This window comes from Streptomyces sp. CA-146814 (assembly GCF_050942385.1).
GTDB lineage: Bacteria > Actinomycetota > Actinomycetes > Streptomycetales > Streptomycetaceae > Streptomyces.
The window spans coordinates 907672-928281 of sequence record NZ_CP192068.1 but is presented as its reverse complement, the minus strand read 5'-3'; the positions used below and the strand labels follow the sequence as shown (position 1 = coordinate 928281).

Sequence of the window (20610 nt, the reverse complement as noted above, 5' to 3'; positions counted from 1 at the left end):
TTCGTCTTGCCTGGCCAGATGAAGGCAGGCATCCCCCTCAGTCAGGAGAGACCGGTGTCAGACGTCCGTGTGATCATCCAACGCGATTCCGAGCGGGAAGAGCACGTGGTGACGACGGGCACGACCGCCGGTGAGCTCTTCCCCGGTCAGCGCACCGTCGTCGCCGCGCGCATCGGCGGCGAGCTGAAGGACCTCTCGTACGAGCTCCAGGACGGCGAGTCCGTCGAGCCGGTGGAGATCTCCTCCGAGGACGGCCTGAACATCCTGCGCCACTCCACCGCGCACGTCATGGCCCAGGCCGTGCAGGAGCTCTTCCCCGAGGCCAAGCTCGGCATCGGCCCGCCGGTCAAGGACGGCTTCTACTACGACTTCGACGTCGAGAAGCCGTTCACGCCCGAGGACCTCAAGGCCATCGAGAAGAAGATGCAGGAGATCCAGAAGCGGGGTCAGAAGTTCTCCCGCCGCGTGGTCTCCGACGAGGCCGCGCGCGAGGAGCTCGCCGACGAGCCGTACAAGCTGGAGCTCATCGGCATCAAGGGCTCCGCCTCCTCGGACGACGGCGCGGACGTCGAGGTGGGCGGCGGCGAGCTGACCATCTACGACAACCTGGACGCCAAGACCGGCGACCTGTGCTGGAAGGACCTCTGCCGCGGTCCGCACCTGCCGACCACCCGGTTCATCCCGGCGTTCAAGCTGATGCGCAACGCCGCCGCGTACTGGCGCGGCAGCGAGAAGAACCCGATGCTCCAGCGCATCTACGGCACCGCCTGGCCGACCAAGGACGAGCTGAAGGCGCACCTGGAGTTCCTGGAGGAGGCCGCCAAGCGCGACCACCGCAAGCTCGGCAACGAGCTGGACCTCTTCTCCTTCCCCGACCAGATCGGCCCCGGCCTCGCGGTCTTCCACCCCAAGGGCGGCGTCATCCGCCGGGCCATGGAGGACTACTCGCGCCGCCGCCACGAGGAGGAGGGCTACGAGTTCGTCTACAGCCCGCACGCCACCAAGGGCAAGCTCTTCGAGCAGTCCGGCCACCTGGACTGGTACGCCGACGGCATGTACCCGCCCATGCAGCTCGACGACGGGGTGGACTACTACCTCAAGCCGATGAACTGCCCGATGCACAACCTGATCTTCGACGCGCGCGGCCGCTCCTACCGTGAACTGCCGCTGCGCCTCTTCGAGTTCGGCACGGTGTACCGGTACGAGAAGTCGGGCGTCGTGCACGGCCTGACCCGCTCGCGCGGCTTCACGCAGGACGACGCGCACATCTACTGCACCAAGGAGCAGATGGCGGAGGAGCTCGACCGCACGCTCACCTTCGTGCTGAACCTGCTCCGCGACTACGGGCTCACCGACTTCTACCTGGAGCTCTCCACCAAGGACCCGGAGAAGTACGTCGGCTCGGACGACACCTGGGAAGAGGCCACCGAGACGCTCCGCCAGGTCGCCGAGAAGCAGGGCCTGCCCCTGGTCCCGGACCCGGGCGGCGCCGCGTTCTACGGCCCGAAGATCTCCGTGCAGTGCAAGGACGCCATCGGCCGGACCTGGCAGATGTCGACCGTGCAGCTCGACTTCAACCTGCCGGAGCGCTTCGACCTGGAGTACACCGGCCCCGACGGCTCCAAGCAGCGCCCGGTCATGATCCACCGCGCCCTGTTCGGCTCCATCGAGCGCTTCTTCGCCGTGCTCCTGGAGCACTACGCGGGCGCCTTCCCGGTCTGGCTCGCCCCGGTCCAGGCCGTCGGCATCCCGATCGGCGACGCCCACATCCCGTACCTCCAGGAGTTCGCCGCCAAGGCGCGCAAGCAGGGGCTGCGGGTGGACGTGGACGCGTCCTCCGACCGGATGCAGAAGAAGATCCGCAACCAGCAGAAGAACAAGGTTCCTTTCATGATCATCGCTGGTGACGAGGACATGGCCAACGGTGCCGTCTCCTTCCGCTACCGCGACGGTTCGCAGGAGAACGGCATCCCGGTCGACGAGGCCCTCGCCAAGATCGCGAAGGCCGTCGAGGACCGCGTACAGGTCTGATCCGCACGACAGGAGCGGCCCCCGGAGCGCTACCCGCGCTCCGGGGGCCGTTTCTCGTCCTCGCGCGTGAACACCTGGATCAGCCACGACGAGAACGACCCCGTCACCGCTCCCAGCAGCGCCAGCCCGCACGCCATCAGCCCCGCCGCGACCACCCGTCCCCAGAACGTGACCGGTGTGGCGTCCCCGTAACCGACCGTCGTGAGCGTCGCGCACGCCCACCACACCGCGTCGCCGAACGTGCGGATCGAGGCGCCGGGAGCCGTGTGCTCCAAGTGGTAGACGGCGAGCGCGGCGGCGAAGCCGAGCAGGCCGACGGTCATGCCCGCGTACGCCATCACGCGCGCGTACAGGTTCAGCCGCGGCCGGTCGCGGCGGCGTTGCACCGCCTGGTAGACCTGCACCATCCGCAGCGGGCGCAGCAGCGGCAGCAGCAGGACCACCGTGTCGAGCCAGCGCACGCGGAGGAAGCGCGAACCCAGGCCGCTGAGGTGCAGCCGTGCCACGTAGTCGACGAGGAAGAGCAGCCAGGTCGACCAGACGAGGGTCAGCGCGATGTCGTTCCACGGCTCGGCCTCGTGCGGGGTCAGCACCCGGACCGCGTACCCGGTGAGGAAGAGCAGCCCCGCGAGGAAGAGCGGAACCTCCGTGCGCTGCTCCCAGCGGGTCAGCCGGGCGGGTGGCTCGTGGGCGGGGCGGTCGCTCATCGCCTCAGCATCGCGGGCGGCGAAGCGGTGCGGCCCCGGCGACACGCTCCGCCGGAGTGACGCAATATGCTGATCGGCATGACGAGTGAGCCGGAGCAGCAGATCGGCGTGGGGACGCCGGACGCGTTTCAGCGTCTGTGGACGCCCCATCGGATGGCGTACATCCAGGGTCAGGACAAGCCGAGCGGCCCGGGGGCCGAGGACGGCTGCCCGTTCTGTTCGATTCCGGCGAAATCCGACGAGGACGGCCTCGTGGTGGCGCGCGGCGAGCATGTCTACGCGGTGCTGAACCTCTACCCGTACAACGGCGGGCACCTCATGGTCGTCCCCTACCGGCACGTCGCCGACTACACCGAGCTGGACGGTCCGGAGACGGCCGAGCTGGCGGACTTCACCAAGCGGGCGATGGCGGCCCTGCGCACCGCCTCCGGGGCGCACGGCTTCAACATCGGGATGAACCAGGGCTCGGTCGCCGGGGCCGGGATCGCCGCCCATCTGCACCAGCACCTGGTGCCGCGCTGGGGCGGGGACACCAACTTCATGCCGGTGATAGGCCACACCAAGGTGCTGCCGCAGCTGCTGGGCGACACCCGGGCGATGCTGGCGGGCGCCTGGCCGGCGGGCTGAGGATCCGGGCCGGTACGGAGGAGGGGTGCCCCTCCTCCGTACGTACGCCGCCTACGCGTCGTACACGTCGGCCTTGCGCGGGGACGGGTCCTGGACGAGGCCGCTCAGTATCATCGAGCGGTTGTCGAAGCGCTCGGTGTCCACGCCGTTCTCCGCGAGGACCCGCATCGCCGCCGAGTGGACCACGCGCAGCACCGGCGTCGCCGCGCGCATCGCGTCGTCCGCCATGAAGCGGTGGTTCCACGGCTTGGCCGCCCAGGCGTGCCGCAGTCCGAAGGGCTCCGGCAGCACTATCTTCCCGCCCAGGTAGTCCAGCACCGGCGGATACCAGGTGAAGGGCGCCCGCAGCGCGAGCCGGACGACCTCCCGCGCCTCCACCACCGGCAGCTGGATGTCCCGGGTCTCCCAGAACCTCACGGTCTTGTTGACCGTCTTCGTCCGAGCCGCCGGCTTGGCGAAGAACAGCCCGTGCACCGGGCCCAGCGCGTGGCCGGTGACCTCGATGCGCAGCGTCTCGTGGAGCACGGTCACCGTGATCATCATCGTGATCACCAGCTGGCCGTCCCAGAGCGTGAACTGCACGCCCAGGTAGTGCCGGTCACCGCTGCCGAACTGCTGGTGGTTGCAGATCCGCTGTATCTCGTGCGGCTTCACCTGGAAGGTCGCCACGTCCTCGCCGTCCGGGCGGGAGACGGAGTCGGCGTTCTCGCCGATGGGGGAGACGATCCAGTGCTTCACGGACGGCTTGGGGAAGCCGCCGGTGTTCAGCGGGCCGCGCTCCAGCATCTTCAGCTGGTCGTGGATGATCCGGATCAGGTCCCAGCTGCGGAACTGGTGGATCTCCTTCGTCGGGTCCTTCGGCGTCAGCTCCTCGGCCAGCTGCCAGCTGCCCCACCGGGTGCCCATGCCGAGGATGCCCTTGGGGCCGGCGTAGAAGACCGCGTTGGACTGCTGCTCGGCGGAGAGCTTCTCCAGCGACTGGCGCAGCTCCTCACGCGCGGTCTCGTTGGGGTTCTTCGGCACCGCCTCCGGGATCTTCGCGATCACCCCGGTGCCGGACAGCAGCCCGTCCCAGCGCGCCCGCAGATCGCGGGCCGAGGTCTCCGCGACCCGCTTGGCGAGGAACCAGCCGATCAGCGGTGCGACGATCGCCCCCCGCACGTAGAGCGGCCAGAAGCGGTCCGTCGGCAGCTTCCACAGCAGGATCAGCGCGCCGATCCCGAACGCGGCGAGCAGCACCGTGCCGACCGCCCGGAACGCGGGGTCCTTGGACCTGGCCAGCGTGTCCTTGATCCGGAAGGCGATGACCCAGGCGATCATGCCCGGCAGGAACAGGAAGCCGAACACCACCGTGATCAGCGTCAGCCGGGTGTCGCGCGCCTTGCGGAGGTTGTTCGCGGACAGGCAGTGCTCCACCACCGTCTGCGGATCGGTGCCGAAGGACTGGATGAGCGCCTTGCGGGAGCCGCCGAGCATGCGCTCCTGGACGGCCCGGGAGAACGCCTCACCGAGATTCGGCTTGAAGTAGTCGGACTTGAAGAGCTTGGAGGCGCCCGGCTTCACCGTCGACTTGTGCCAGTCGCTGTTGGCGTCGAGGATCACGTCCACCGGGCTGTCCCGGTACGCCGCCGAGGCCAGGGCATTGGTCGCCACCGACTGGCCGCCGGACCCCTGGATCGGGATCTGCGCCCCGGGTGAGAAGTCGAATACGTCGCTGGCCACTGTCTGTCGCCCCCACTCGCCGCACGGTCTGCTCCTGCGGTGTGCCCAACTACCGTACGCGGCATACCTTCTGAGCTGCGCCCACAGCGTATCGTCCGGACCCTCGTACCGTCCGTCACCCAACAGGACGCGGGCGGTGTTTGCGACAGTGCGCCGGTCACGCGCCGGGTGATCCGTCGCTAGGGCCTGTCTGACAGCTCCGCGCGGACCTTCTCCGCGAGCTGCGGCGGCATCGCCTCGAACCGTGCGTGCGTACGGTCGAACCGGCCGGTGCCGTGGGTCAGGGAGCGCAGGTCGAGCGCGTACCGGCCGATCTCCGTCTCCGGCACCTCCGCCCGTACGAGGGTGCGTCCGCCCGGACTCTGCTCGGTGCCCACCACCCGGCCGCGCCGCCCGGACAGGTCGCTCATCACCGGGCCCACGTAATCGTCCGGGACCAGCACGGCGACCTCGCAGACCGGTTCCAGGAGCTGGACGCGGGCGTCCGCGGCGGCCTCGCGCAGAGCGAGCGCACCGGCGGTCTGGAAGGCGGCGTCGGAGGAGTCCACCGAGTGCGCCTTGCCGTCGAGCAGCGTGACCCGCACGTCGACGAGCGGATGTCCGGCGGACAGGCCGCGGGCGGCCTGGGCCCGTACGCCCTTCTCCACCGACGGGATGAACTGGCGCGGCACCGAACCGCCGACCACCTTGTCCACGAACTCGATGCCGCTGCCCGCGGGCAGCGGCTCCACCTCGATCGCGCAGATCGCGAACTGCCCGTGCCCGCCGGACTGTTTGACATGCCGTCCGCGCCCGGCTCCCCGCCCGCGACACGTCTCGCGCAGCGCGACCCGGTGCGGTTCGGCGTCGACCTGGACGCCGAACCGGCTGCGCAGCCGCTCCAGCGCGACCTCCTGGTGGGCCTCGCCCAGGCACCACAGGACGACCTGGTGGGTGTCCGGGTTCTGCTCCAGGCGCAGGGTCGGGTCCTCCGCGACCAGCCGGGCCAGCGCGTGTGAGAGCTTGTCCTCGTCCGCCTTTCCGTGCGCCCGTACGGCCGTCGGGAGCAGCGGGTCCGGGGTCGACCAGGGCTCGATGAGGACCGGGGCGCCGGAGGCGGAGAGCGTGTCTCCGGTCTCCGCCTCGCCGAGCCGGGCCACGCAGACCAGATCGCCGGCGACGCACCGGTCCACCGGATGCTGCTGCCGGCCGAACGGCGAGGTCAGCGCGGTCACCCGGACCTCCGCCTCGTGACAGGGGTGCGGCTCCCGGCCCGCCGCGTCCAGGCCGTGGCCGCACAGGTGCACGGTGTCGTCGGGCCGCAGCGTGCCGGAGAAGACCCGCACCAGCGAGATCCGGCCCGCGTACGGGTCGGACGACGTCTTGACGACCTCCGCGAGCAGCGGGCCGTCCGGATCGCAGGCCGGGGCGGTCCTGGGCTCGCCGGAGGGTGTGGTGACGGTGGGCGGGGTGCGCTCGAGCGGGGTCGGGAAGCCGCGCGTGATCAGCTCCAGCAGCTCCACCGTGCCGATGCCCTGCCGGGCGCCCTCGGCGGCCGGAGCGGCGGCCAGCACCGGAAAGAAGGTGCCCCGGGCCACGGCCCGCTCCAGGTCCGCGATCAGTGTCGATATATCGATGGTGTTGCCTCCGCCGTCGAGGTAGCGGTCCATCAGCGACTCGTCCTCGCTCTCGGCGATGATCCCTTCGATCAGCCGGTTGCGGGCCTGCGTGAGCGCCTCCTCCTGATCCGGCGCGGGCGGCAGCTCGGCCCGCTCCCCGGAGGAGTAGTCCAGGATCCGCTGTGTGAGCAGCCCGGTCAGTCCGGTGAGCGGCGCGTGCCCGTCGGCGGCCTCCGGGCCGAGGACCGGCAGATAGAGAGGCAGTACGGCATCGGGGTCGTCCCCGCCGAACGTCTCCGCGCAGATCCGGGTCATCTCCGCGAAGGAGGTGCGCGCGGTGTCGAGATGGGTGACGACGATCGCCCTCGGCATCCCGACGAGCGCGCACTCCTCCCACACCGCGCGCGTGGTCGCGGCCACGGACTCGGCCTCCTGGGCCGCCGAGACGACGAAGAGGGCCGCGTCCGCCGCCCGCAGACCGGCCCGCAGCTCCCCGACGAAGTCGGCGTACCCAGGTGTGTCCAGGAGGTTGACCTTGCAGCCGTCCCAGGCCACCGGGACCGCCGAGAGGTGGACGGAGCGGTGCCGGCGCCGCTCGATCTCGTCGTGGTCGGAGACGGTCGCCCCGTCCTCGACCCGGCCCGCCCGGTTGAGTGCCCCCGCCGTCAGGGCCAGGGCCTCGACCAAGGTGGTCTTGCCCGAACCGCTGTGGCCGACCAGCACCACGTTCCGTACGGCGGCGGGATGGCCGGCCGCCGGTACTCCTCCGGCGGCCCCGGTGTGTGCGTGCGTCTTCTCGCCCATGGTGTGCCTCCCGGTGGGTCACGCGGTACGGGAGGGGGAGCAGCCGACCGCGCTGGACGGCGGATACGGGGAGAGCCGCCGAGGCGGCCTCGGTCCTTCGAGCTTGGCACCCGGGCGCCGACGCGTCCATACGTCGGGCGAGGCCGCCGGGCTTCCGGCGACACCGCTGCGAAGGGTGCCCGTCCGGTGGAGGGCACCGGTCGTGACTACGATGGGCCAGCCGGTGGCCGATGGGGCCGCTCGGCCAGCCGAACCCTCGGGAAAGCCATGCTGAACAAGTACGCGCGTGCATTTTTCACGCGTGTCCTCACCCCGTTCGCCGCCCTGCTGCTCCGCCTCGGGGTCAGCCCCGACGCGGTCACTCTCATCGGCACGGCCGGAGTGATGGCAGGTGCGCTGGTCTTTTTCCCGATGGGGGAGTTCTTCTGGGGCACCATCGTCATCACGCTCTTCGTCTTCTCCGACCTGGTCGACGGCAACATGGCCCGGCAGGCCGGGATCTCCAGCCGCTGGGGCGCGTTCCTGGACTCGACGCTGGACCGGGTCGCGGACGGCGCGATCTTCGCCGGCTTCGCCCTCTGGTACGCGGGCAGCGGTGACGACAACATCCTCTGCGCCGTCGCGATCTTCTGCCTGGCCAGCGGTCAGGTGGTCTCGTACACGAAGGCGCGCGGCGAGTCGATCGGCCTGCCGGTCGCGGTGAACGGGCTGGTGGAGCGCGCCGAACGCCTGGTCATCTCGCTGGTCGCCGCCGGTCTCGCCGGACTGCACGCCTTCGGTGTCCCGCACATCGACATCCTGCTCCCGATCGCGCTGTGGATCGTCGCCGTGGGCTCCCTGGTGACGCTGGTCCAGCGCGTGGTGACCGTACGCCGTGAATCCGCCGAGGCCGATGCCGCCTCGGCCGCCGGCGGACCGGCCGACCGGTGAGCGCGCTCAAGGGCCGGATCACCGACGGTCTGTACGGGCTCGGCTGGGGCGCGGTGAAGAAGCTGCCCGAGCCCGCCGCCGAGGCCTTCTTCCGTACGATCGCGGACCGGGTCTGGAAGCGGCGCGGCAAGAGCGTGCTGCGCCTGGAGTCGAACCTGGCGCGGGTCGTCCCGGACGCGGGCCCGGAGCGGCTGGCCGAGCTGTCCAAGGCCGGGATGCGCTCGTACATGCGGTACTGGATGGAGTCGTTCCGGCTGCCGACCTGGACCCCGGAGCGCATCAAGGCGAGCATCGACGTCAAGGACGCCCACCACCTGACCGAGGGCCTGGACGCCGGGAACGGTGTGATCATCGCCCTGCCGCACCTCGGCAACTGGGACCTCGCCGGAGCCTGGGTCACCACCGACCTGAAGGTCCCCTTCACCACCGTCGCCGAGCGGCTGAAGCCCGAATCGCTCTACGACCGGTTCGTCGCCTACCGCGAGGGCCTCGGCATGGAGGTCCTGCCGCACAGCGGCGGAGCGGCCTTCGGCACGCTGGCCCGGCGGCTGCGCGCGGGCGGTCTGGTCTGCCTGGTCGCCGACCGGGACCTCTCCGCCTCCGGCGTCGAGGTGTCGTTCTTCGGCGCCACCGCCCGGATGCCGGCCGGACCGGCGCTGCTCGCTCAGCAGACGGGCGCGCTGCTGCTGCCGGTGACCCTCTGGTACGACGGCACTCCGGTGATGGGAGCGCGCGTCCACCCGGCGATCGAGGCACCGGAGGAAGGCACCCGCGCGGAGAAGACCGCCGCCATGACACAGGGGCTGGCCGACGCCTTCGCCGGCGGCATCGCCGAACACCCGGAGGACTGGCACATGCTCCAGCGGCTCTGGCTGGACGACCTGGACCCCCGGGGAGAGCGCACGTGACGACCGAAGCCCGGGGAGCGCACGTGAATGCCGGACGCCGGGGAGAGCACATGGCCACCGGACTCTGCGGAGAGCACATGAAGACCGGACTCCCGGGAGAGCGCACGTGAAGATCGGCATCGTCTGCCCGTACTCCTGGGACGTCCCCGGCGGCGTCCAGTTCCACATCCGGGACCTGGCCGAGCACCTCATCGGCCTCGGCCACACCGTCTCCGTCCTGGCCCCGGCCGACGACGAGACCCCGCTGCCGCCGTACGTCGTCTCGGCGGGCCGGGCCGTCCCCGTCCCGTACAACGGCTCCGTCGCCCGGCTGAACTTCGGTTTCCTCTCCGCCGCGCGGGTCCGGCGCTGGCTCCACGACGGCACCTTCGACGTCATCCACATCCACGAGCCGACCTCCCCCTCGCTCGGCCTGCTCGCGTGCTGGTCGGCGCAGGGCCCGATCGTGGCGACCTTCCACACCTCCAACCCGCGCTCCCGGGCCATGATCGCCGCGTATCCGATCCTCCAGCCCGCCCTGGAGAAGATCAGCGCGCGGATCGCGGTGAGCGAGTACGCCCGGCGCACGCTGGTCGAGCACCTCGGCGGGGACGCCGTGGTCATCCCGAACGGTGTCGACGTCGGCTTCTTCGCCAAGGCCGAGCCGAAGGCCGAGTGGCAGGGCGGGACCCTCGGCTTCATCGGCCGCATCGACGAACCCCGCAAGGGCCTGCCCGTCCTGATGAAGGCCCTGCCCGCCATCCTCGCCGCCCACCCCGAGGCCCGGCTGCTGGTCGCCGGGCGCGGGGACGAGGAGGAGGCGGTGGCCTCGCTGCCGAAGGAGCTGCGCGAGCGCGTGGAGTTCCTCGGCATGGTCAGCGACGAGGACAAGGCCCGGCTGCTGCGCAGCGTCGATGTGTACGTGGCCCCGAACACCGGCGGCGAGAGCTTCGGCATCATCCTGGTGGAGGCGCTGTCGGCGGGTGCGCCGGTCCTCGCGAGCGACCTGGACGCCTTCGCGCAGGTGCTGGACCAGGGCGCGGCGGGCGACCTCTTCGCCAACGAGGACGCCGACGCGCTGGCCGCCGCCGCGATCCGGCTGCTGGGCGACCCGGAGCGCCGGGCCGGACTGCGGGAGCGCGGCGAGGCGCACGTACGGCGGTTCGACTGGGGGACCGTGGGGGCCGACATCCTCGCGGTGTACGAGACGGTGACGGACGGGGCCGCGTCGGTCGCGGAGGACGAGCGGTCGGGGCTGCGGGCCCGGTTCGGGCTGGCGCGGGACTGAGGGGACGTGCACCCGGCGGGTTCCCGTGAAAGGGCGGGGCCGCGTCGACGGTAGCGTGTGGGCCCGTGACCGTAACCCTCATCGTCTGGATCGTCGTCGCCCTCATCGCGATCGGCGTCTACCTCAGCTGGACCGCCGGCCGCCTGGACCGCCTGCACTCCCGGATCGACGCCGCCCGCGCCGCGCTCGACGCCCAACTCCTGCGCCGCGCCTCGGTCACCCAGGAGCTGGCCACCTCCGGCGTCCTGGACCCGGCCGCCTCCATCGTCCTGTACGAGGCCGCGCACGCCGCCCGCCAGGCCGAGGAGGACCACCGCGAGGTCGCCGAGAGCGAGCTGAGCGCCGCCCTGCGCGCCGTCTTCGGCGAACCGGCCCAGGTGGAGGCGGTGAAGGAGGTCCCCGGCGGCGAGGACGCGGCCACCGAACTGGCCGCCGCCGTACGCCGCGTACCGATGGCCCGGCGCTTCCACAACGACTCCGTGCGCGCGGCCCGGGCGCTGCGCCGACACCGTACCGTACGGCTGTTCCGGCTGGCCGGACACGCCCCGTTCCCGCTCGCCTTCGAGATGGACGACGCGCCTCCCACCGCGCTCGCGGACCGCCCCGGAACCTAGTCCTGGGCGGAACTGGAACCTGGTCCTGGGCGGAAAACGATCCACGCCCTCCCTATTGGCCCTTGCTGTGGACTGCTCCCACAGCGTTTGCTCGGCGATGCAGTAATCCAGCGTCTTTCACCGAGTGAGGTCCCGTGTCCACGCTTCCCAGCACCCCGCAGTCCGCCGAGTCCGCCGCCACCGGCACCGCCCGCGTCAAGCGCGGTATGGCCGAGCAGCTCAAGGGCGGCGTGATCATGGACGTCGTCGACGCCGAGCAGGCGAAGATCGCCGAGGACGCGGGCGCCGTGGCCGTCATGGCCCTGGAGCGGGTCCCGGCCGACATCCGCAAGGACGGCGGCGTGGCCCGGATGTCCGACCCCAACATGATCGAGGAGATCATCGGGGCCGTCTCCATCCCGGTCATGGCCAAGTCCCGCATCGGCCACTTCGTCGAGGCCCAGGTCCTCCAGTCCCTCGGCGTCGACTACATCGACGAGTCCGAGGTCCTGACCCCGGCCGACGAGGTCAACCACAGCGACAAGTTCGCCTTCACCACCCCCTTCGTCTGCGGTGCCACCAACCTGGGCGAGGCCCTGCGCCGCATCGCCGAGGGCGCGGCCATGATCCGCTCGAAGGGCGAGGCCGGCACCGGCAACGTCGTCGAGGCCGTCCGCCACCTGCGCCAGATCAAGAACGAGATCGCCCGCCTGCGCGGCTTCGACAACAACGAGCTGTACGCCGCCGCCAAGGACCTCCGCGCCCCCTACGAGCTGGTCAAGGAGGTCGCCGAGCTCGGCAAGCTGCCGGTCGTGCTGTTCTCCGCCGGTGGTGTGGCCACCCCGGCCGACGCCGCGCTGATGCGCCAGCTCGGTGCCGAGGGCGTCTTCGTCGGCTCCGGCATCTTCAAGTCCGGCGACCCGGCCAAGCGCGCCGCCGCCATCGTGAAGGCCACCACCTTCTACGACGACCCGAAGGTCATCGCGGACGCCTCCCGCAACCTGGGCGAGGCCATGGTCGGCATCAACTGCGACACCCTGCCCGAGTCCGAGCGCTACGCCAACCGCGGCTGGTAACCACTGATGAGCGACACCCCTGTGATCGGCGTCCTCGCACTCCAGGGCGACGTACGGGAGCACCTGATCGCCCTGGCCTCGGCGGACGCCCTGGCCAGGCCGGTCCGGCGCCCCGAGGAGCTGGCGGAGGTCGACGGCCTGGTCATCCCCGGCGGCGAGTCGACCACCATGTCCAAGCTGGCGGTCCTCTTCGGCATGATGGAGCCGCTCCGCGAGCGGGTCCGCGCCGGGATGCCGGTCTACGGCACCTGCGCCGGGATGATCCTGCTGGCGGAGAAGATCCTGGACCCGCGCTCGGGCCAGGAGACCGTCGGCGGCATCGACATGATCGTGCGGCGCAACGCCTTCGGCCGGCAGAACGAGTCCTTCGAGGCCGCGGTCGAGGTCGACGGCATCGACGGCGGCCCGGTGGAAGGCGTCTTCATCCGCGCGCCCTGGGTGGAGTCCGTCGGGGCCGAGGCCGAGGTCATCGCCGAGCACGGTGGCCACATCGTGGCCGTACGGCAGCGAAATGTCCTCGCCACGTCGTTCCATCCCGAACTGACCGGCGACCACCGCATGCACGCTCTGTTCGTGGAGATGGTGCGCGCAGTGAAGTGAGCGGACCCCGGTAGGATCTCTCGGGTTCGACTCGATTTTGGTGACGCGAAGGAGAAGGCAGATGTCCGGCCACTCTAAATGGGCTACGACGAAGCACAAGAAGGCCGTGATTGACGCCAAGCGCGGCAAGCTCTTCGCGAAGCTGATCAAGAACATCGAGGTCGCGGCGCGCTCCGGCGGCGTGGACCCCGATGGCAACCCGACGCTCGTCGACGCCATCCAGAAGGCGAAGAAGAGCTCCGTCCCGAACAAGAACATCGACTCCGCGGTCAAGCGCGGCGGCGGTCTCGAAGCGGGCGGCGCCGACTACGAGACGATCATGTACGAGGGTTACGGCCCCAACGGTGTCGCGGTGCTCATCGAGTGCCTCACCGACAACCGCAACCGCGCCGCCTCCGACGTACGTGTCGCGATGACCCGGAACGGCGGCTCGATGGCCGACCCGGGCTCCGTCTCGTACCTCTTCAACCGCAAGGGCGTCGTGATCGTCCCCAAGGGCGAGCTGGGCGAGGACGACGTCCTCGGCGCGGTGCTCGACGCGGGCGCCGAGGAGGTCAACGACCTCGGCGAGACCTTCGAGGTGGTCAGCGAGGCCACCGACATGGTCGCGGTGCGCACGGCACTCCAGGAGGCGGGCATCGACTACGACTCCGCCGAGGCCAACTTCCTGCCGACCATGCAGGTCGAGCTGGACGAAGAGGGCGCGCGCAAGATCTTCAAGCTCATCGACGCGCTGGAGGACAGCGACGACGTGCAGAACGTCTTCGCCAACTTCGACGTCTCCGACGAGGTCATGGAGAAGGTCGACGCCTGAGGCGCGGCCGGCACAGCACGGTTCGACGGGCCGACGGGGACACACCCCGTCGGCCCGTCGTCTTGTCGGTCCAGGCGGTTCGGTTCCGACGATTTGTCAGTGCGAGCCGATAGCCTGCGGGAACAGATGAACGAGTGGGCGTGGTGAGCGCCGAGGACAAGGGGGCTCCATGCGGGTTCTGGGTGTCGACCCCGGGCTGACCCGGTGCGGTGTCGGCGTGGTCGAAGGGGTCGCGGGCCGCCCGCTGACCATGCTCGGCGTCGGCGTCGTGCGCACCCCGGCCGACGCGGAGCTCGGCGACCGGCTCGTCGCCATCGAGCGCGGCATAGAGGCCTGGCTCGACGAGCACTCCCCGGGTTACGTGGCGGTGGAGCGGGTCTTCGCCCAGCACAACGTCCGTACGGTGATGGGCACGGCCCAGGCCAGCGCGGTGGCCATGCTCTGCGCCGCCCGCCGAGGCATCCCGGTCGCCCTGCACACGCCCAGCGAGGTCAAGGCCGCCGTCACCGGATCGGGCCGCGCGGAGAAGGCGCAGGTCGGAGCCATGGTGACCCGGCTGCTGAGGCTGGACGCGCCCCCCAAGCCCGCCGACGCCGCCGACGCCCTGGCACTCGCGATCTGCCACATCTGGCGGGCACCCGCACAGAACCGCCTGCAACAGGCGGTCGCGGCCCACCGCGCCCCGAGCGCCTCCCGCACGCAGGCCACGCCCGGCATCTCCCGTACGCCCGGCATCTCCCGTACGCCCGGCGCATCCCGCACGCCCCGTACGGCAGACACGACCGGAGCGCCCCGCACGTCCGGCACCGCCCCCGCGCCCGGCGCGTCCGACACGCCCCGTACCTCTGACGCGTCCCGCACCCCCCGCACGCTGAAAGGCCCCACCGCATGATCGCCTTCGTCTCCGGCCCGGTGGCCGCGCTCGCCCCGACCACGGCCGTCATCGAGGTCGGCGGCATCGGCATGGCCCTCCAGTGCACCCCGCAGACCCTGGCCGGCCTACGCATCGGCCAGGAGGCCAGGCTCGCCACCTCGCTCGTCGTCCGGGAGGACTCCCTCACCCTGTACGGCTTCGCGGACGACGACGAGCGGCAGGTCTTCGAGCTGCTCCAGACCGCCAGCGGCGTCGGCCCCCGGCTCGCCCAGGCCATGCTGGCCACCCACAGCCCCGACGCGCTGCGCTTGGCCGTCTCCACCGGTGACGAGAAGGCGCTGACCGCCGTCTCCGGCATCGGGAAGAAGGGCGCGCAGAAGCTGCTGCTGGAGCTCAAGGACCGGCTCGGCGCACCGGTCGGCGCGCACATCGGCCAGCAGGGCGTCGGCACGCCCGTCACCTCCGGCTGGCGCGACCAGCTCCAGGCCGCACTCATCGGCCTCGGCTACGCGAGCCGCGAGGCCGAGGAGGCCGTCAACGCCGTCGCCCCGCAGGCCGAGGCAGCCGTCGCCGAAGGCACCGCACCCCCGGTGCCGCAGCTGCTGCGGGCCGCCCTGCAGACTCTCAACCGCGCACGCTGACCGGCACCGAACCACCGAAGAGGCCCCTGAATGAACTGGGACGAGACCGGACCCGAGACCGACGAGCCCACCGGGCCCGTCTTCGACGACCGGCTGGTCGACGCGGACGCCGACGGTGAGGACACCGCGGTCGAGGCGGCCCTGCGCCCCAAGGACCTGGAGGAGTTCGTCGGCCAGGAGAAGGTCCGCGAACAGCTCGACCTGGTCCTCAAGGCGGCCCGCGCCCGCGGCGCCACCGCCGACCACGTCCTGCTCTCCGGCGCCCCCGGCCTCGGCAAGACCACGCTCTCGATGATCATCGCGGCGGAGATGAACGCCCCGATCCGGATCACCTCGGGCCCCGCCATCCAGCACGCCGGCGACCTCGCGGCGATCCTCTCCTCGCTCCAGGAGGGCGAGGTCCTCTTCCTCGACGAGATCCACCGCATGTCCCGGCCCGCCGAGGAGATGCTCTACATGGCGATGGAGGACTTCCGCGTCGACGTCATCGTCGGCAAGGGCCCCGGCGCCACCGCGATCCCGCTCGAACTGCCGCCCTTCACCCTGGTCGGCGCCACCACCCGGGCCGGCCTCCTGCCGCCGCCGCTGCGCGACCGCTTCGGCTTCACCGGCCACATGGAGTTCTACGCCCCCACCGAGCTGGAGCGCGTCATCCACCGCTCCGCCCGCCTCCTGGACGTCGGCATCGACGTGGACGGCGCCGCCGAGATCGCCGGCCGCTCCCGCGGCACGCCCCGCATCGCCAACCGCCTGCTGCGCCGCGTCCGCGACTACGCCCAGGTCAAGGCCGAGGGCACGATCGACCGGGAGATCGCCGCCGCGGCCCTCAAGGTGTACGAGGTCGACGCCCGCGGACTCGACCGGCTCGACCGCGCGGTCCTCGGCGCCCTGCTGAAGCTCTTCGGCGGCGGACCGGTCGGCCTGTCCACCCTCGCGGTCGCCGTGGGGGAGGAGCGCGAGACCGTCGAGGAGGTCGCCGAGCCCTTCCTCGTACGGGAAGGACTGCTGGCCAGGACGCCGCGCGGCCGGGTGGCCACCCCGGCCGCCTGGGCCCACCTGGGACTCGTTCCGCCGTCCCACGGAGCAAAGGGACAACAGGGTCTGTTCGGGGCGTGATACGTCACAGGTTGACCCACAGCGGAACCAGGGTGCGATGCTGGGCGTTGTTCCATCGATGCGGACTCATCTAGACTCCGCCGATGCCGCCCTTACAGGTCGGTGTACCCACCCCCGTAAATACAGGCCGCATTCCAGCGCGGTCGTGCGAAGGAATCCCCGTCCCGTGGATCTCATTACTCTCCTCCCCTTCATCGTGCTCATCGGGGCCATGTTCCTGATGACCCGCTCCGCCAAGAAGAAGCAGGCGGCGGCCGCGCAGATGCGCAACGACATGCAGCCCGGCACCGGCGTCCGGACGATCGGGGGCATGTACGCGACCGTCAAGGAAGTCCACGACGACACCGTGCTCCTCGAGGTCGCCCCCGGCGTCCACGCCATCTACGCGAAGAACGCGATCGGTGCCGTCCTGGACGACGCGGAGTACAACCGCATCGTGCACGGTGACGACGAGGAGCTGGACGCGGACGGCACGGTCGTTCCCGACGACGCCTCCTCGCTGACCGGTGAGTCCGACACGGACAAGGCCGAGGTCGCCAAGATCGACCTCGGCAAGGACGAGGCGGCCGACGACGACGCCGAGACCGAGGACGCCGCGGCCAAGGACGTCAAGGACACCAAGGGCGAGGGCAAGGCCGACGGCGAGACCGGCACCAAGTAAGTCTCACGATCCCGGGGACGTCGCGCGCCCACCGGCGCGCGGCGTCCCCGGGACCGTGCAGGTCGTCTGCGGGGGCGGGTCCCCACAACACTTCGTGGCCGCTCGGGCGCGTACCCGGCGCGGGGCGGTTGGACAGGGAGAAACGAGAAGGTGGCAGCACCCAAGAAGGGCCGAGGGCCGTCCGGCGGTCAGGGGAGGCCGGGGCGTGCCCTGGTTCTGATCCTCATCGCCATGGTCGCGCTCACCGGCGGGATGTTCCTGTCCGGGCACACCGCGCCGCGGCTGGGCATCGACCTCGCCGGCGGGACGTCGATCACGCTCAAGGCGAAGAACCAGCCCGGCAAGCCGAACGCGATCAACCCGACCAACATGGACACCGCGGTCGGGATCATCGAGCGGCGTGTCAACGGTCTGGGCGTCTCCGAGGCAGAGGTCCAGACCCAGGGCAGCGACAACATCATCGTCAACATCCCCAAGGGGACCAACTCCGAGCAGGCCCGGGAGCAGGTCGGTACGACCGCCCAGCTCTACTTCCGGCCCGTTCTGACGGTGGCGGCGAGCGGCCCCGAGCAGCCCGCGCCCTCCGGCTCCCCGACCCCTTCGGGCAGCGCCACGCCGAAGCCCGGCGCGTCCGCCACGCCGGACGACAAGGACCAGGGCGAGGAGGCCACCGGCGAGGAGGCCACCCCCTCCCCGAGCGCCACCACGCAGGGCCGTGCGGTCAGCGAGGGACTGAAGAAGGCCCCCACCCCGACGCCCACGGGCTCCGGCGAGCCCAAGCCGTCCGACTCTCCCGAGGCCTCGCCCTCCGCGGACCCGGCGACGGCCAAGCTCCAGGAGGAGTTCGCCAAGCTCAACTGCGCCGACCCCGGGCAGCGTGCGACGGCGGGCAAGGACGCCCTGCCCACCGACTCCATCGTCGCCTGCGGCTCGAACGTGCCCGGCAGCTACGAGAAGTACATCCTCGGCCCGGCCGAGGTCTCCGGCGGCGACGTCGACGACGCCCAGGGCGCCATCGACCAGCAGACCGGTGAGTGGATCGTGTCGATGGAGTTCAGCTCCGCCGGCGCCAAGAAGTTCCAGACGATCACCAGCCGGCTCTCGCAGCAGCAGCCGCCGATGAACCAGTTCGCCATCGTTCTCGACGGCGACGTCGTCTCCGCGCCCTCGGTGCGCACGGCGCTCAGCAAGAACGCCCAGATCTCCGGCAGCTTCACCCAGCAGTCCGCCGAGGACCTCGGCAACATCCTGTCCTACGGTGCGCTCCCGCTGACCTTCGAGGAGGTCAGCGTCACCACCGTGACCGCCGCCCTCGGCAGCGAGCAGCTCAAGGGCGGCCTGATCGCCGGTGCCATCGGTCTGGCGCTGGTCGTGATCTACCTGGTCGCCTACTACCGCGGGCTGGCGTTCATCGCCCTGCTCAGCCTGCTGGTCTCCGGTGTCCTGACGTACACGATCATGTCCTTGCTGGGCCCGGCCATCGGCTTCGCGCTGAACCTCCCGGCGGTCTGCGGTGCCATCGTCGCCATCGGTATCACCGCGGACTCCTTCATCGTGTACTTCGAACGCGTGAGAGACGAGATCCGCGAGGGCCGCACCCTGCGCCCGGCCATCGAGCGCGCCTGGCCCCGGGCCCGGCGCACCATCCTGGTCTCCGACTTCGTGTCGTTCCTGGCGGCCGCGGTGCTCTTCCTCGTCACCGTCGGCAAGGTCCAGGGCTTCGCGTTCACGCTCGGCCTGACCACGCTGCTCGACGTCGTCGTGGTGTTCTTCTTCACCAAGCCCCTGATGACGCTGATGGGCCGGACGAAGTTCTTCTCCCAGGGCGGTTCCTGGTCCGGTCTGGACCCGAAGCGGCTCGGCGCCCAGCCGCCGCTGCGCCGCTCGCGCCGTGTCAGCGCTTCCACCGAACCGAAGGAGGCGTGAGATGTCGCGACTCGGCAATCTCGGCGCCCGGCTCTACCGAGGCGAGGTCGGTTACGACTTCATCCGCAACCGCAAGATCTGGTACGGCGTCTCGATACTGATCACCATCACGGCCATCGTCGCCGTGGCGGTCGGCGGCCTGAACATGGGCATCGAGTTCAAGGGCGGCGCGGTCTTCACGACCGACACCAAGGCCAAGATCTCCACGGCCCAGGCGACGGACGTGGCGACCGAGGCCTCGGGCCACATGGCCATCGTCCAGGAGCTCGGCAACGGCGGTCTCCGTATCCAGATCACCGAGGTCGACACGGCCAAGGCCAACGAGATCAAGGAGACCCTCTCCGACGAGCTCGGTATCCCGGCCGAGGAGATCAACGCGGACCTGGTCGGCCCCAGCTGGGGTGAGCAGATCGCCAACAAGGCATGGACGGGTCTCGGGGTCTTCATGATCCTGGTGGTGGTCTATCTGGCCATCGCCTTCGAGTGGCGGATGGCCGTCGCCGCCCTCATCGCGCTGATCCACGACATCACCATCACGGTCGGTGTCTACGCGCTGGTCGGCTTCGAGGTCACGCCGGGTACGGTGATCGGTCTGCTGACCATTCTCGGTTACTCCCTGTACGACACGGTGGTGGTCTTCGACAGCCTCAAGGAGGGCCAGAAGGACATCACCAAGCAGACCCGCTTCACGTACAGCGAGATCGCCAACCGGTCGATCAACAGCACGCTGGTCCGCTCGATCAACACCACCGTGGTGGCGCTGCTGCCGGTGGCCGGCCTGCTGTTCATCGGTGGCGGTGTCCTCGGCGCCGGCATGCTGAACGACATCTCGCTGTCGCTCTTCGTCGGCCTCGCCGCCGGTGCGTACTCCTCGATCTTCATCGCCACGCCGCTCGTCGCCGACCTCAAGGAGCGCGAGCCGCAGATGAAGGCTCTGAAGAAGCGGGTCCTCGCCAAGCGCGCGGCCGCGGCCGCCCGGGGCGAGTCCCCGGAGGACAACGGTCCCGAGGAGCCGCGTGAGGACGCCGCGACCGCGGGCACGGCCATCGGCCGCCCGCGTTCGCACGGCCGCACGCCGGGGAAGCGCTGATGACCAGCACCGCCGAGTCGACCAGGGAGCTGCTGCTCAGCCGGATCCGCGATGTCGCGGACTATCCGAAGCCGGGCGTGGTGTTCAAGGACATCACGCCGCTGCTGGCGGACCCGGTGGCCTTCACGGCGCTCACCGACGCCCTCGCGGAGCTGTGCGTACGGCACGGCGCCACGAAGATCGTCGGCCTGGAGGCCCGCGGCTTCATCCTGGCCGCGCCCGTCGCGGTCCGGGCGGGCATCGGCTTCGTACCGGTCCGCAAGGCCGGGAAGCTGCCCGGAGCCACGCTCGCGCAGGCGTACGAGCTGGAGTACGGCAGCGCGGAGATCGAGATCCACGCCGAGGACCTCACCGCCGAGGACCGGATCATGGTCATCGACGACGTCCTGGCCACCGGCGGTACCGCCGAGGCCTCGCTGGAGCTCATCCGGCGGGCCGGCGCCCAGGTCGCGGGCGTCTCGGTCCTCATGGAGCTCGGCTTCCTCGCGGGCCGGGCCCGGCTGGAGCCGGGGCTGCGCGGCGCTCCGCTGGAAGCGCTGATCACGGTCTGAGAACCTCCGTACGGAAAGGGCGGGCACCCGGGAACATCCGGGTGCCCGCCCTTCGTTCTCCAAGCTCTCACCGT

General features: G+C 70.8%; 18 protein-coding genes and 1 pseudogene. 16 read left to right on the top strand and 3 right to left on the bottom strand.

Features of this window, described 5'->3' with window-relative positions; all coding sequences use genetic code 11:
* The first annotated feature begins 54 nt into the window (after positions 1-54).
* Positions 55-2031 (top strand): threonine--tRNA ligase, encoded by a 1977-nt coding sequence (gene thrS / locus ACQP09_RS04010; protein WP_433396041.1) that lies wholly within the window; start codon positions 55-57, stop codon positions 2029-2031.
* Between the two features lie 29 nt (positions 2032-2060).
* On the opposite strand, the gene ACQP09_RS04005 is transcribed toward thrS, so the two are convergent.
* Positions 2061-2738, bottom strand: coding sequence for a potassium channel family protein (locus ACQP09_RS04005; RefSeq protein ID WP_433396040.1), 678 nt, complete (start codon positions 2736-2738; stop codon positions 2061-2063).
* 66 nt (positions 2739-2804) lie between these two features.
* Between ACQP09_RS04005 and ACQP09_RS04000 the strand changes: the two genes are divergently transcribed.
* The gene (locus ACQP09_RS04000; RefSeq protein WP_404067919.1) at positions 2805-3365 is read left to right on the top strand and encodes an HIT family protein; all 561 of its coding nucleotides are present in this window, start codon (positions 2805-2807) and stop codon (positions 3363-3365) included.
* Positions 3366-3416: 51 nt separating this feature from the next.
* On the opposite strand, the gene ACQP09_RS03995 is transcribed toward ACQP09_RS04000, so the two are convergent.
* Complete coding sequence (locus ACQP09_RS03995; RefSeq protein WP_433396038.1) at positions 3417-5087, bottom strand: hypothetical protein; 1671 nt, start codon at positions 5085-5087, stop codon at positions 3417-3419.
* A 179-nt stretch (positions 5088-5266) separates the two neighbouring features.
* On the bottom strand, positions 5267-7489 hold the full coding sequence (locus tag ACQP09_RS03990; RefSeq protein WP_433396036.1) for an elongation factor G-like protein EF-G2: 2223 nt from the start codon (positions 7487-7489) through the stop codon (positions 5267-5269).
* Positions 7490-7756: 267 nt separating this feature from the next.
* Here ACQP09_RS03990 and pgsA point away from each other — a divergent pair, with 267 nt between their 5' ends.
* The 14 genes and pseudogenes from pgsA (at position 7757) to ACQP09_RS03920 (ending at position 20536) form a co-directional block, all read left to right on the top strand.
* Positions 7757-8419, top strand: a complete 663-nt coding sequence (pgsA, locus tag ACQP09_RS03985) for a phosphatidylinositol phosphate synthase (protein WP_433396035.1) — start codon at positions 7757-7759, stop codon at positions 8417-8419.
* Positions 8416-9327, top strand: a complete 912-nt coding sequence (locus tag ACQP09_RS03980; protein ID WP_433396033.1) for a phosphatidylinositol mannoside acyltransferase — start codon at positions 8416-8418, stop codon at positions 9325-9327. Before pgsA ends, ACQP09_RS03980 begins: the two co-directional genes overlap by 4 nt.
* 106 nt (positions 9328-9433) lie before the next feature.
* A complete protein-coding gene (locus ACQP09_RS03975) occupies positions 9434-10594 on the top strand; it encodes a glycosyltransferase family 4 protein (protein WP_433396031.1) in 1161 nt (386 codons plus the stop codon).
* A gap of 65 nt (positions 10595-10659) precedes the next feature.
* Entirely contained in the window at positions 10660-11208 is a 549-nt protein-coding gene (locus ACQP09_RS03970; protein ID WP_433396029.1) for a hypothetical protein, read from the top strand.
* A 134-nt stretch (positions 11209-11342) separates the two neighbouring features.
* Positions 11343-12263, top strand: a complete 921-nt coding sequence (pdxS, locus tag ACQP09_RS03965) for a pyridoxal 5'-phosphate synthase lyase subunit PdxS (RefSeq protein WP_030589655.1) — start codon at positions 11343-11345, stop codon at positions 12261-12263.
* 6 nt (positions 12264-12269) lie between these two features.
* On the top strand, positions 12270-12863 hold the full coding sequence (gene pdxT, locus ACQP09_RS03960; RefSeq protein WP_433396026.1) for a pyridoxal 5'-phosphate synthase glutaminase subunit PdxT: 594 nt from the start codon (positions 12270-12272) through the stop codon (positions 12861-12863).
* 61 nt (positions 12864-12924) lie between these two features.
* The gene (locus ACQP09_RS03955; RefSeq protein ID WP_026242063.1) at positions 12925-13677 is read left to right on the top strand and encodes a YebC/PmpR family DNA-binding transcriptional regulator; all 753 of its coding nucleotides are present in this window, start codon (positions 12925-12927) and stop codon (positions 13675-13677) included.
* A gap of 169 nt (positions 13678-13846) precedes the next feature.
* A pseudogene (ruvC, locus tag ACQP09_RS03950) lies at positions 13847-14449 on the top strand (crossover junction endodeoxyribonuclease RuvC); the annotation flags it as partial.
* A gap of 116 nt (positions 14450-14565) precedes the next feature.
* On the top strand, positions 14566-15192 hold the full coding sequence (gene ruvA / locus ACQP09_RS03945; protein ID WP_433396024.1) for a Holliday junction branch migration protein RuvA: 627 nt from the start codon (positions 14566-14568) through the stop codon (positions 15190-15192).
* A 30-nt stretch (positions 15193-15222) separates the two neighbouring features.
* Entirely contained in the window at positions 15223-16308 is a 1086-nt protein-coding gene (gene ruvB / locus ACQP09_RS03940) for a Holliday junction branch migration DNA helicase RuvB (protein WP_432147835.1), read from the top strand.
* 166 nt (positions 16309-16474) lie between these two features.
* Entirely contained in the window at positions 16475-16969 is a 495-nt protein-coding gene (gene yajC, locus ACQP09_RS03935) for a preprotein translocase subunit YajC (RefSeq protein WP_433396022.1), read from the top strand.
* 150 nt (positions 16970-17119) lie between these two features.
* Positions 17120-18895, top strand: a complete 1776-nt coding sequence (secD, locus tag ACQP09_RS03930) for a protein translocase subunit SecD (RefSeq protein ID WP_433396020.1) — start codon at positions 17120-17122, stop codon at positions 18893-18895.
* A 1-nt stretch (position 18896) separates the two neighbouring features.
* Positions 18897-19985, top strand: a complete 1089-nt coding sequence (gene secF, locus ACQP09_RS03925; protein ID WP_317822612.1) for a protein translocase subunit SecF — start codon at positions 18897-18899, stop codon at positions 19983-19985.
* Positions 19985-20536 (top strand): adenine phosphoribosyltransferase, encoded by a 552-nt coding sequence (locus tag ACQP09_RS03920; RefSeq protein ID WP_432147839.1) that lies wholly within the window; start codon positions 19985-19987, stop codon positions 20534-20536. Before secF ends, ACQP09_RS03920 begins: the two co-directional genes overlap by 1 nt.
* The last annotated feature ends 74 nt before the right edge of the window (positions 20537-20610 follow it).

Coding starts and splice junctions, on each gene's coding strand:
- ACQP09_RS04005 (WP_433396040.1), bottom strand. CDS start 2,738: ATGAGCGACCGCCCCGCCCACGAGCCACCCGCCCGGCTGACCCGCTGG.
- ACQP09_RS04000 (WP_404067919.1), top strand. CDS start 2,805: ATGCTGATCGGCATGACGAGTGAGCCGGAGCAGCAGATCGGCGTGGGG.
- ACQP09_RS03990 (WP_433396036.1), bottom strand. CDS start 7,489: ATGGGCGAGAAGACGCACGCACACACCGGGGCCGCCGGAGGAGTACCG.
- pgsA (WP_433396035.1), top strand. CDS start 7,757: ATGCTGAACAAGTACGCGCGTGCATTTTTCACGCGTGTCCTCACCCCG.
- pdxT (WP_433396026.1), top strand. CDS start 12,270: ATGAGCGACACCCCTGTGATCGGCGTCCTCGCACTCCAGGGCGACGTA.
- ACQP09_RS03955 (WP_026242063.1), top strand. CDS start 12,925: ATGTCCGGCCACTCTAAATGGGCTACGACGAAGCACAAGAAGGCCGTG.
- ruvA (WP_433396024.1), top strand. CDS start 14,566: ATGATCGCCTTCGTCTCCGGCCCGGTGGCCGCGCTCGCCCCGACCACG.
- ruvB (WP_432147835.1), top strand. CDS start 15,223: ATGAACTGGGACGAGACCGGACCCGAGACCGACGAGCCCACCGGGCCC.
- secF (WP_317822612.1), top strand. CDS start 18,897: ATGTCGCGACTCGGCAATCTCGGCGCCCGGCTCTACCGAGGCGAGGTC.
- ACQP09_RS03920 (WP_432147839.1), top strand. CDS start 19,985: ATGACCAGCACCGCCGAGTCGACCAGGGAGCTGCTGCTCAGCCGGATC.